The 12,665-nt window shown below is 34.1% G+C and carries 12 protein-coding genes and 1 pseudogene; 7 read left to right on the top strand and 6 right to left on the bottom strand.

The window, feature by feature from the left end:
• Positions 1-76: 76 nt before the first annotated feature.
• Complete coding sequence (locus AQ616_RS19885; protein ID WP_240490478.1) at positions 77-283, top strand: hypothetical protein; 207 nt, start codon at positions 77-79, stop codon at positions 281-283.
• Here AQ616_RS19885 and AQ616_RS07100 read toward each other — a convergent pair.
• The gene (locus AQ616_RS07100; RefSeq protein ID WP_069685369.1) at positions 278-973 is read right to left on the bottom strand and encodes a LuxR C-terminal-related transcriptional regulator; all 696 of its coding nucleotides are present in this window, start codon (positions 971-973) and stop codon (positions 278-280) included. The genes AQ616_RS19885 and AQ616_RS07100 overlap by 6 nt on opposite strands.
• A gap of 140 nt (positions 974-1,113) precedes the next feature.
• Positions 1,114-1,242 carry a response regulator transcription factor gene (locus tag AQ616_RS19415; RefSeq protein ID WP_240490477.1) on the bottom strand — a complete coding sequence of 43 codons (129 nt, stop codon included), beginning with the start codon at positions 1,240-1,242 and terminating at the stop codon, positions 1,114-1,116.
• Between the two features lie 410 nt (positions 1,243-1,652).
• On the opposite strand from AQ616_RS19415, the gene AQ616_RS07095 reads away from it, so the two are divergent.
• On the top strand, positions 1,653-2,726 hold the full coding sequence (locus AQ616_RS07095) for a C40 family peptidase (protein ID WP_017798124.1): 1,074 nt from the start codon (positions 1,653-1,655) through the stop codon (positions 2,724-2,726).
• A 136-nt stretch (positions 2,727-2,862) separates the two neighbouring features.
• On the opposite strand, the gene AQ616_RS07090 is transcribed toward AQ616_RS07095, so the two are convergent.
• Entirely contained in the window at positions 2,863-3,816 is a 954-nt protein-coding gene (locus AQ616_RS07090) for an NERD domain-containing protein (RefSeq protein WP_069685368.1), read from the bottom strand.
• Positions 3,817-4,070: 254 nt separating this feature from the next.
• Here AQ616_RS07090 and AQ616_RS20180 point away from each other — a divergent pair.
• From AQ616_RS20180 to AQ616_RS07075, 3 genes and pseudogenes are all read left to right on the top strand, one after another.
• Positions 4,071-4,616: pseudogene (locus AQ616_RS20180) on the top strand (cupin domain-containing protein); the annotation flags it as partial.
• A gap of 532 nt (positions 4,617-5,148) precedes the next feature.
• Positions 5,149-5,541: a hypothetical protein gene (locus AQ616_RS07080; protein WP_069685366.1), complete on the top strand. Its 393-nt coding sequence runs from the start codon at positions 5,149-5,151 to the stop codon at positions 5,539-5,541.
• A gap of 792 nt (positions 5,542-6,333) precedes the next feature.
• Positions 6,334-6,504 (top strand): YfhD family protein, encoded by a 171-nt coding sequence (locus AQ616_RS07075; protein WP_017798128.1) that lies wholly within the window; start codon positions 6,334-6,336, stop codon positions 6,502-6,504.
• 95 nt (positions 6,505-6,599) lie between these two features.
• On the opposite strand, the gene nagA is transcribed toward AQ616_RS07075, so the two are convergent.
• Positions 6,600-7,775, bottom strand: a complete 1,176-nt coding sequence (gene nagA, locus AQ616_RS07070) for an N-acetylglucosamine-6-phosphate deacetylase (protein ID WP_069685365.1) — start codon at positions 7,773-7,775, stop codon at positions 6,600-6,602.
• Positions 7,776-8,004: 229 nt separating this feature from the next.
• Here nagA and tagD point away from each other — a divergent pair, with 229 nt between their 5' ends.
• A complete protein-coding gene (gene tagD / locus AQ616_RS07065; RefSeq protein ID WP_026133829.1) occupies positions 8,005-8,391 on the top strand; it encodes a glycerol-3-phosphate cytidylyltransferase in 387 nt (128 codons plus the stop codon).
• A 136-nt stretch (positions 8,392-8,527) separates the two neighbouring features.
• Positions 8,528-9,592: an LCP family protein gene (locus tag AQ616_RS07060; RefSeq protein WP_069685364.1), complete on the top strand. Its 1,065-nt coding sequence runs from the start codon at positions 8,528-8,530 to the stop codon at positions 9,590-9,592.
• A 42-nt stretch (positions 9,593-9,634) separates the two neighbouring features.
• Here the strand turns inward: AQ616_RS07060 and AQ616_RS07055 are convergent, their stop codons facing one another.
• The gene (locus AQ616_RS07055; protein ID WP_017798132.1) at positions 9,635-10,714 is read right to left on the bottom strand and encodes a glycosyltransferase family 4 protein; all 1,080 of its coding nucleotides are present in this window, start codon (positions 10,712-10,714) and stop codon (positions 9,635-9,637) included.
• Between the two features lie 134 nt (positions 10,715-10,848).
• Positions 10,849-12,665 (bottom strand): peptidoglycan-binding protein (locus AQ616_RS07050; RefSeq protein ID WP_205634383.1); only part of this gene is annotated, 1,817 nt, incomplete at its 5' end.

Below are 12,665 nucleotides of genomic sequence, written 5' to 3'. Positions count from 1 at the left end.
AAGTGTTACTGCTTGTACGATTGCTAGTAATTCTCGTACACTAGCATAGGCCCATACTTTGTAATATAACTTATAAATGAATGCAAATACATGGTGGAATACGAGTAATGCAATTGCACTTACCCATAATTCTTCTCTTAGGAGTACTCCTGGTTACGCTGGATACACGACCCAAAAAGCAATGAAAATGGCAGTAGTGACAATTGCTGAATCAAGCAAAATTAGCAATCCTAACCTTTGCCTATACGACATCTATGCACATCCCTTTCTTATGCAATTATGAAATAACATTAAATTCTTTATTTTCCTTATTGATGAAAGAGTCAGATTTTAGATTATTTAAAAATTCTATCATATTTCGTCGACCTTTTATATGCAACTTTCGGTACAGATTACTTACGTGAATCTTTACTGTTCCTTCTGTAATGCCTAATTCACTTGCAATGTTAAGATTTCTTAACCCTTCCTTTACACGATAAGCGACATGTGCTTCTTTAATGCTAATTTCAATGCCATTGTCGGTTAACTTCTGGTAGAAAATATCGAAATTCGTTTTTTTCAATTCCTGCACCCGCTCCAGCAAACTTTTATGAACGGATATTGGCAAATAAAAATAATCATGTTGTAAATGATTGATAACTTGCCGTAGTTCATTCTCTTTCATTTGATATTTTTCGAGAATACTGTCCACCTGACTATCAATCATTGTATACATTTCTTTTTCAAGGATGGTTGGGACTAGAAAGATAATCTTAATATCAGGTTGCATTTCTTTAATAATAGTCATTTTCTCCAACAATTCTTCATACGAGAGCGATTCCACATCAAATATAGCAACTTCGGGACTATAGCTTAAGATACGATCCGTGATTTTCCTATCCCATGACAATACTTGTACAGCCTTACGTTCTAAAAGTCTATGTATATATTGCTTTTGTTCTTTACCGTTACTTACATACACAACCTCTATCATACTTTTTCCGCCTTACTTCAATAATCATCTGTTTAAAAGATGTATATACATCATACTATAGACCCAATCATATAATTAGTGACTTTTGTCATAAAAAGTCACTTTTAGAAAAATATTCCTCTGATTGGAAAATCTTCATTTTAAAATTCAATTGTTTTAGTTCGATTATGGATATTTAGTTTGTTATAAATTTCACTAATATAGTTTTTTACAGTACCTTCACCAAGGAATAATTTAGAAGCTATTTGTAGATTTGTATGGTTAGTCATTAAAAGATAAGCAATATCCTCTTCTCTTTTTGTTAGACGAATACCATGTTGAATTATATCATATTACTATGTAAATTCTATATTTATTTTATAAAGTTTTGAAAATAAGGTTTATTTTTTAGGCTTAATTACCCAGTCGCGACTGAATTCCCATGTTATATATTACAAATAGATTACAAATAACCTCTGAATCTATAAAATTATGTCAAAAAACGGTATAATATGATTAAATTATTGTTAATAATTGGATATTATTTAAAAATCAACCAATCTCACAACTATCGAATCGCTTCTTTAGACCTACGACATCCTAACGCTTTCAGACTTCTCATACGATTTATCTACGATCAGGCAGAAGTGTTTATTACAATCAAATTTCAATTATTAAACTCAACTAGGGGGACTTACGAATGGCAAATAAGAAAATCTTTTTTTCAGTTACCGCAAGTGCAGTAGTGGCATCGGCATTTTTTGCAGTAGATGAAGCAGAAGCAGCATCTTACAAAGTAAAATCTGGGGACTCATTATGGAAAATCGCTCAGCAACATAGCACTTCTGTTTCCACTTTGAAGTCGATTAATAATTTATCTTCAGATGTGATTTATCCAAATCAAGTATTGAAAACAAGTAAGTCTAGTTCTGGAAGCTCTAGTAACTCAAACTCTAGTAATTCTAGTTCTAACTCCAATTCCTCAGGCAGCGCGACATACACTGTTAAGCGCGGTGACACATTAAGTGGAATTGCATCTAAACATGGTATTTCATTATCTAACTTAATGAAATGGAACAACCTTTCAACTACTTTAATTTATCCAGGAGATAAGTTTGTTGTAAGCAAAAATGGTACAAGTAATTCTGGATCAAGTAACTCCGGTTCCAACTCAGGAAGTTCAAATAGTGGTAATTCTAATTCAGGAAGCTCAAAGGTACATACAGTCAAATCAGGTGACACATTATCCGCACTTGCGAAGAAGTATAATACGAGCGTATCAAACTTAAAGAAATGGAATAACTTAAATTCAAGTCTAATTATAGTTGGACAGAAGTTGAATGTATCTTCTACTGGAAGCAGTGGCAATAGCAATAGTAGTAGTAATTCTTCTAGCAATGCAGATGTTGATTATAATGTCGATAAATTAATCAGCACGGCCAAAAGTCTAAATGGTACTCCTTATGTATGGGGAGGATCTACACCAAGTGGATTTGATTGCAGTGGTTTTATCTATCACGTATATAACAAAGCAGGCAAAGGAATATCTCGTACATCCAGTCAAGGATATTTCGATCGTTCCTACTATGTGAATTCGCCACAAAAAGGTGATTTGGTATTCTTTAAAAATACTTACAAATCTGGTATCTCTCATTTAGGAATTTACATTGGTAATAACCAGTTCATCCATGCTGGTTCTAGCGGCGTACAAATTACAAGTCTAGATAATTCATACTGGAGCAAGCACTTCGATAGCTTCAAGCGTTTTTATTAATAGTATATTTTCTAATCGAACCCTCGTGATGAACGAGGGTTTTTTGATTAAGATCTTTTTAAAATTTCTTTTCTTTAAATATCCACAAAGATAAAAGGCTACCCTCACCTCTTTACAAAATGCGGATAACCCTTTATCATTTCAAAAACCATTTCTGTTGTTTCTTATTAAATACATAGTTAGCACTCTTCAATAAGTATTTCACAATATGCCTTGATGTTACATGTAGCCATTTGGCAGCCTCTTTATTTGTTAGTGAACGTTGAAAAATATAATAATAATCCATCAATGCTTGTCGATGAGCATGTTTCGATGTATGCTTACAAGACTGACATTGCCATTTCCCATTATACCGGAGCATTCCTAACTTCCCGCACTCGGGGCATGCAACTCCAGTTAAGACATCGCCTTCCTTGATTCTATATTTCTTCAAGATATTTATTTTCTTCTTTTTACATACAGATTTTAATCGATCTCCCAACTTCTCATGATTAATGATTGGCGGATGAGTCGATTTTTCCTGTTCGAGATCCGTTATTTTTTGCTGAAGTTTATTCACCATTATCACCGAGTCATTCATGGGTATTGTATCTTGCATAATCTTCATCATTATTTTTGGATCACTTATGACGATAAAAGCCTCTATCGATAAATTGTATAACTCTTGGGACTCTAACCATTTTTGTAATTGAATTTTTTTAATTTCTAATTGTTGGAATGGAAATAAATCTTCTATTATAAGCTTTGGTTTGTATGGCACATTCTGAATTTGTTCTGAAGTAAATTCAAATGCAGGTTCAACGATATCATTATTTACATCTATTATATAAATAGTATGCGGTGTAATAATCAAGTTATCTACCTCTAAGTATTGATTCTCAACTTTAATATACACTTCATGTAATATCGTATAAGATGCTCCTATCGCTTTTAAAGAAAAATCAACAGAAGTCATACCAAGAAAATGACGATGACTTTTGGAGTAATGTTGTTCAATTATTTCTTTCTCCGTAAAGTCATTTCTCAATCTAGCCAATATTGATTCATACGAATTCAATATAATTGGCTTCTTCCTTTTCTTGATAATCATCCAAAATCACGTTCCTCTATCTCTATATCTTTCCATTACATTCTTTCATTATGTAGAAATATAACAAACCTAGTCTATAAAATGCACAGTAATCCTCTTATTCTACCATCAAATTGACAGTAAATTATATAATAAATCATTACTTAAAATTAAATTGATATATCTAGGTATCTGTCACAACCAACCACTTCTTCACATAGGCTACTATTGAAAATTTAAAGATTGGAGTTGTATTTATGGCAGGATTATCCCCAATGGAGTTTTATTCAAATCCAAATAGACAATACTTTTTAGATGTAAATCAGGAGCGCCTATTTACTCGTAATGACAATAACTACATTAATCGTCTAGGAAGAGATGTATTAGATACACTTGGAGACGTGTCAATGCTGGATATATATTTAAGTAATGGTCGTGTCGTTGAACCACACTATCATCCGAATGCAGCTGAACTGGTTTACTGTATTACAGGAAGCGTGGTTGTCTCATTTATTAATCCATTCACAAATGAAAGAAAAGATATTACAATTACTCCTGGAGAAGTAGCAAATATTCCGAAAGGTTGGTGGCATTGGGAGGAAGCTTCCGAAGATCAAACTCATTTATTAGCCATTTTTGATGCGCCTTATCCACAGTATATTCTTGGTTCCGATATCCTAACAAAAACACCAGTGGAAGTGATGGCACATACGTATTGTCTTGATCCAGATACATTTAGTGAAGCAATTGCACCAATTGGTAACCAATCAATTGTTATTGGTCCAACAGATGCTTGTATACAAAATCGGGATAATCGAAATTCGGGAATAGCTGAACAAGAAACCAATCCTGAACGAGAGGTAAGCAATCCAGAAGAAGACCATGTAGATCAACCAATATATCAACAAAACTTACCACAATACACACCAGCGCATATACAACCACTTGGGAATCCTACACAGCAATCCAACTCTTTTCCAAATCAATCGCATGATTGGGAAAATCAACAATATCAAGGACAACCAGAAATTCAATCAAATTGGCATCCAAAACAACAACCTTATCTATTATACCCGCAAATGAATCAAGTAGGTACAAATTTAAACTTTCATCCCCAACAGACGATGTATCCGAATAACTCAGTAGCTCAAAGTCATCTTATCAATGAATACCCACAGCAACCTAGAAATTATGATCGCCCTGTAAATAATTTTAATGGCGGACCAGTATACTATTACCCGAATCCAAATGGTAATAACGACTCTGTATAGGTATAGGAAACAAGTCTAGTAATATTCACCACTCCTTGTCCATAGAATGTACAAATGGACTTTTTTGAGGAGGAAATGACTAATGAATACAGGGGATTATGCAGTTACAGAAGATATGCTATCTCGATATTACGAATTAAATAAGCTACGGAAAGAAATTGACTCCGAAATGAAAGAACTGAAAGAGGTGTTTCATTCCTATATGGACCACCAGGTAGGAGAAAACAAAAAAGGGGAATTTTCAGAAGGAAGTTATCAATTAATACGGCAAATTAGAAAAGCAGAAAAATACCGTGAGGCTGAAACTGTAGAGAAATTAGAAGAAATGCAGCTACATGATTTAATTCAAGTGCAAAAGAAACCAAATGTCACAAAAATTAATGCAGCTGCTGAATTAGGTTTACTCCGTGAAGATGAACTAGAAGATTTAAAGACAATAAGTTATACACAAGCAATTGCAGTGAAGAAAGCATAGCTCGCTTCAACTGACATAATAGGAAGAATTGATTTATGAAGTTAAACCATAACGAAATGCGCCAGTTAATTGGTACCTTGCATTGTTGATTGATTGGATTAATCCATTTTCACCAATTTAATTAAGGTGCATTTTTGTTTTGGGGTTGGGTTTTGGGGTGGTTTGAGTGATGAGAGGTGAGGGTTGAGTGATGGATTTCGATTTGTAAGTTTGAGCTTAACCGTTTCCCTTACCTTTGCCTGTAAAAAGTGAGCATAAATCAAAGCTTACTTATCCTCGTCTCCTATTTTGAGTTCGGGAAGTCATCATCTTTATGGGTGCCCATGTTTCCTTTATTCCTTGTATTCTGGTTACTCATCATCTATATGAGTGACCATTTTTTCACGCTTCCTTGTATTCTGGGCATTCATCGCCTTTATGAGTGACCATTTTTTCACGCTTCCTTGCATTCTGGGCATTCATCGCCTTTATGAGTGACCATTTTTTCACTCTTTCTTGTATTCTGGGCATTTATTTTACGTAATAATAGCAAGACAATTATTACCTTATTGGGTCGGCTAGTGTATTTCGGACACATATTTCCATCTTGGAGATGGCTTCTTCATTACGGGCGCTTATTTTCTGTTTATCTTACCAGTCTCGGATGGTACTTTATTTTCGGGAATATTCCACAACTTCAAATTAATTCCTCCCCAATAGCATATTTAATTTCCCCCTTTGGGCTTTAGTGATAATAATTTAACCGCATTGGTAAATACTAAGAATCTAAACTAATACAATGAGGTGATTATCATGGGTAGAGATGAACACAAGAAGTCGAAGAACAACTTTCTTTCACAAACTCCTGAAAATCAAAAGTCAGATGGTCGTGATATTGAGTTCTCCGAGGAATTAGCAGATTATGATGACAAAGAGGCACAAGCAAGAAGTCGTGCTGCGGATAAACGTGCAAAGAGGAAATAGTTAATACGAAAGAGGCGATTCCTTTATGAATCACCTCTTTTTAATACTTTTTCTATAGCATAGACTTAATCAAACGTTTGATCAATACTCATACATTACTTACGATAAGCAGTTTTCCCTCGACAAATCGTATACTGAATATCCAACTCATTATTTACCAGAAGAATATCTGCATGCTTCCCTACTTCTATACTCCCCTTCTGATCAAAAATACCAACTTGCTTAGCGGGGTTTACAGAAGCCATCTGAATAACATCTTCTATACTAACTCCTTCTAACCCTAACATATTTTTAACACCATCAATCATTCGCAACACACTTCCAGCTAAACTACCATTCGCAAGTGTTGCTCTCCCCTCTTTTACCGTTACAGGTTGTCCGCCTAATTCATAATCACCGTCTTCTAGTCCTTTTGCTCGCATCGCATCTGTAATAATAATAATTCGTTCTGAACCCATTGAATCATAAATAAGTTGCATCATTTCTGGTACAACATGAATTCCGTCTGTAATTAGCTCTGCACGTAGGTCTTCTAATTGAAAAGCTGCTCCCACAGCTCCAATATCACGATGATGAATGCCGTTCATCGCATTACATAGATGGGTTAATTGACGAACACCTTGAGATACAGCTGTTTTCATTTGTGAAAATGAAGCATCTGTATGACCAGCAGATACATTCATGCCTGATTCGTGTAGGTATTTAATAAATTCTCCATTTGCATCATGCTCGGGTGCCATCGTAATTGTACGAATGTTATTTCCTGATATCTGTTGCCAATGTCGAAATTGATCTAAGTCTGGCTGTACAATATATTCTTTTGGCTGTGCTCCAGCTTTCGACACTTCCACAAATGGCCCTTCTAAATGAACACCCATCATTTCTGCAGTACCAGCCTGATTTTCAAACGAATAAACATTTAAAAGAGCTTTTTCAATTTCTTCAGGTGATTGAGTAATTGTTGTAGCAAGATAACTTGTCGTTCCTTCACTAGGAAGTTTTTCCGCTAACATTTGTAATGAATGAACATCTGCATCCATAACATCAACGCCATATCCACCATGAATATGCCCGTCAATAAATCCCGGCATTGCATTCCATTCATGGTTTGCATCAATTACTTCGAAACCTTCTGATGGCTCAAACTGCTCCTTCTCGGAAATAATGCGCTCAATTTTCCCTTCACTTACAAAAAGCCCTGCATTCTCTATTTTTTCAAAACCAGTATAAATCGTTTTTATATTCTTTATCCATACGTTTCCGTTCCCCATTTTTTCAGGCACTCCCATTCTAAAGCATCAATTATATAGTACTTTTATTATATACCTTCTACCGAAAACAAAAAAGATTGCTGTCGATATTTCCCGGGAAATGATAAGTTAGTAATTAAATTGTCTAATTTTTATCCAAAAACAAGAAATTTTTCTATAATTATATTGTAGGATTAGTCCATATAGTTATATAATATAGAAATAAGTGTTTTACTTGGAGGGGAAAATTATTACTACCGTCTTAACATATGGTACATTTGATATGTTACATATTGGACATATTAATTTACTTAAAAGAGCGAAAAGTTTAGGCGATTATTTGATAGTAGGAATTTCAACAGATGATTTCAATACATTAAAATCTAAAAAATCTTACTATTCATATCCAGACCGTAAATTAATTGTAGAAGCAATACGGTATGTAGATAAAGTAATTCCAGAATCCACTTGGGAGCAAAAAATAGAGGATATTAAGAACTATAATGTCGATTATTTTGTAATGGGAAGTGATTGGGAAGGTAAATTTGATTATTTGAATCCATATTGTGAAGTAATATACTTATCCAGAACTGAAGGTATATCGACTTCCAAGATAAAAGATGACTTTTCACAATAAATTACCATATTAGCCAATTTCCGACAAATTACATTTGAAATGTAATTTTAAATTTACGTAAAGTTATATTCATAGTAAAATGATATATGGTTGTCAAGAATTCCAACCTAAATCCTTTTGAAAAGGAGTTTAAAAGATGAAAAAGAATAAATCTGTACAAACACGTACAGTAATGAGAAAAAAGAAAAAACGTAGAATAAGAAAGCGTGTCTTATTTATTTTACTACCAATAGTTATTATATTTTTTGGAGTGTTAGGCTACGGCGTTCATTTATATGTTCAAGCTCAAAATGCTGTCTCTAACTCGTATGAAGATGATGGCAGAGAAAAATCAGATCTACGAGAAGGACAAGTGGATCCGAACATTGATAATGTATCTATCTTAATTATTGGTACAGATGCAAATGAACACCGTGATAACGCAGATAATGCAAGATCAGATGCACTTATGCTTGCTACATTTAACAAAGATAAAGAAAGTGTGAATTTAGTTAGTATACCACGTGATTCTTATGTTCATATTCCCGAGGTAGGATATGAAGACAAAATCACACATGCTCATGCGTATGGAGGACCTAAAGCAACAATCGAAACCGTGGAAAACTTGATGAATATTCCAGTTGACTATTATGTTCGTGTAGACTTTCATGCTTTTGTAGATGTAGTTGATGCTATTGGGGGTATCGATGTTAACGTTCCTTATGAGTTTAAAGAATCTAACTCAATGGATAAACGAGACGCAATTCACTTATTAGCCGGTGAACAAACAGTAGATGGAGAAGAAGCACTTGCTTTAGCCCGTACTAGAAAATTAGATAATGACATTGAACGTGGAAAAAGACAAATGGAAATCATTAATGCAGTAGCAAAAAAAGCAGCTTCAGTTAATTCAGTATTTAATTTTGATGATGTCATAAATGCTGTCGGTGACAACATGTCTACAAATATGAGTTTTAAAGAGATGAGAACTTTCGTAAGTTATGTAACAGGTGGGTTAAATATTAATAACTATACTTTAGAAGGAACTGATTATCAGCCTGGTTCTACGTATTACTGGCAATTGGATGAAGTAGCACTTCAAGAAACAAAAACTATGCTACAAGATCATCTAGAGATATCAAGTCCTACAGTGAATACCGGAAGCGAATCATATAATCAGACAAACGAGACTCAAGAATCACAAGACGCTCAAAATTATTAAAATAAAACTACCAATCTATAAATATCAGATTGGTAGTTTTATTTATCTATTAATTTTCACTTTTTCTCCCAAAATACGTAATTGTGAGAGGATCGGTTTTTTCTTGTCAGCAATGCCTACTATTTCTGAGAATAGCTGTATTGCAAATAATATTAAACATCCTATCATCAATGAAGTAATCATACGAGCACTATTAAAAATAACGGCCATTACTCCAAAATAAATACTAAATCCATAGATAATCAGTACAGATTTCCGATGAGAATACCCTTTATTCATTAACAAGTAATGTATATGTTTATTATCAGCAACCGCTATCCCTTGATGGTTACTTAAGCGTCTAAAAATAGCTAATATAGTATCAAATATAGGGATTGCTAATACGATTGCTGGAACAATGAAACTAAAGAATGCAATATTTTTAAACAATCCTAACATGGAAACAACAGCTATAGAATAACCTAATAATAATGCTCCTGTATCTCCCATAAAAATTTTAGAAGGATAGAAGTTATAAGGTAAGAAACCTAACGTACTTCCAATCAGTATCACACATAATCCAATCACTAAAATACGATAGTCCATGATAGCCATCACCAGAATACTGGATAATCCAATGACTGATATGCCAGCAGCTAATCCATCTAATCCGTCTATTAAATTAATCGCGTTAGCTGCAGCTACAATCCAAAAAATAGATAAGGCTATTCCTATATAATCATTTAAAAAAACTGTTCCAGCAAACGGAATCGTCAGTTTCTCAATCACAAGTCCCGAAGATGTAACAACAGTTGCCGCCATTAATTGACCAGCCAACTTATAACTTGCCCGTAAATTAAACATATCGTCTAATAATCCTGTTAGTAGTATAATTACAGCACCTATTATAATCCCAATCATCTCAGGTGAGTCTGGTGATAAATATATAAAGCCAACAGCTATACCGATAAATATCCCTAATCCACCCATACTAGGCTTTGGTATTTTATGCATTTTTCGTACTTGATCTGGTCTATCTACAAAATTCAAAGTATGAAACAATTTTATCATCAATGGTGTAACAATAAGAACTGTTCCAACTGATAAAAGAAATGCAATTAACAACTCTCCTATCGACCACATAATAATCCCCACTTTTCAAGGAGTTTTGTATATCCTTGTACATTTTATCATATTTTTAATAGATTAGGTGTTTTAATGTAGAAATATAGTAAAAACCACTGACAAAGAATTGTCAGTGGTGATTATCATCAGTATTAACGGTATTGTGGAATATCGAATTTATACATTGGATTATCCAATTGATCATAAATATTTTTAATATTATTTACCTGTTTTGTTGCCCAAGCAATATCTGTAGCATATTGATGAGTAGCAGGATTAGCCGGATTCCAACGCATTTTGTAAAGGGTATCTTGTCCACCATGGATATACCCTTCTCCAATAAATTTAGCTCCTCCTATAATTGCTTGTTCAGGAGAAAACCAACCTTCATTATATGCACGAATAGCTCCACCTGCTCTTGCATTACTATCTACTGCACCGATACCAAACATATTATAGGATGTTTTAATATTCGTAAGACTAGATCTATTAGATGATGTTACCAACACTGGATTTCCACTACTATTTTTACCTACTTCAATTCCAGTAGCTAAATCTGAAGTTCCATGCCCAGTCTCTAATAATGCATGTGAGATTAGATATACTTCGTTAACACCATGTTGACGACTTGCACTGATAAATGACTGGCCTTTTCCACTTAAGATACCCTTACCAGAGAGAACATTATTTAATGAAGATGCTGTCACGCCAACACTTTCTGAGAGGACAAGATGTTGGAAAATATCATTGTTATCCGGATCTAGGTACTGTAAGACATCTTGTTCAGGAGCATTTCTCCATGTTTGATAAGAAATCCCGTGCCAAGTTCCACCTTCTTCTACTATGTTTACCGTTGTTCCTCTTGGAATCACACCATAAGAATGGCTGCTGCTACTCTTTGCAGATCGTACATTAACGTTCGCTGTTGTTCTTCCAACGAGTGTATTTATATTGGCCAAGGATGAGTGAACATACACAACTTGGCTTCTGTATCGAATTTTGTACCATTTATTACTACCACTATAAACGGCACCCGTTACTTCCTCAATATAATCTATTGATGTTCCATTACTTACATTAAATGCAACATTACTAATTAATTGTGGAGCAGTGCGTAAGTTGACACTAGACCCCGTAATAGCAGCTGTTCTACTTAGTTCAATATAATTCTTATGAACATAAGCTGGAGAGTTACGATACGCATCTGTCTGGGGACTCACAGCCATTTGCCTAGTTAGAGTTTGAGATAATGTGGTTGGATAAGGCGTATATTCTATAATCCAACGATTTTCACTAGCTTCTTCAATTTTTGCTAATGTAATCTCATCTGCAATACCACTAACTGGAAGGCCATAATCCTTTTGGAATTCCTTCAGTCTTTTTTCTGTCCAATCACCAAAGTAATCACTTATAGCGATCCCATCATAACCTAAATTATTTAGGTTTTCTTTTAAGGTTATGATATCTGGATGTCTATTCCCTAATTGTAATGGACTATTATAAATTTCATCAATCTTAGCAAAAGTAACTTCATCTGCTATCCCATTTACACGCAGCCCATAGTGCTCTTGAAAGTTTCTTACTTGAGTTTCAGTAAAACTACCAAATAATGTAGATACCGTAATATAACCAAAACCAATATGATTTAATTTCTCTTTTAATTCTACGGTTCCATCATGGCGTTTACCATTCTGAAAGGGACTATTATAGACGCTTGAAATTTTTTCTTCAGTAGTATGATCTACTTTTCCTGTTACGGTTAACTGATAATATTGTTGAAATTGTTTAACACGGGTTTGTGTCCATTCTCCAAAATAATTAGTCTCAGAGATACCACCAAATCCAATCGCATTTAATTGTTGTTTAATTTTAATAATATCATCATGACGATCTCCTAATTGAAAGCTTGAATTATAATAAGTTTCATCAAGTTTTAACCAAGTGATCTCGTCTGCTATACCATTCACCA

It is taken from the genome of Oceanobacillus sp. E9 (assembly GCF_001741975.1).
GTDB classification, from domain to species: domain Bacteria; phylum Bacillota; class Bacilli; order Bacillales; family Amphibacillaceae; genus Oceanobacillus; species Oceanobacillus kimchii.
This window is presented reverse-complemented; position numbering and strand designations above follow the sequence as displayed.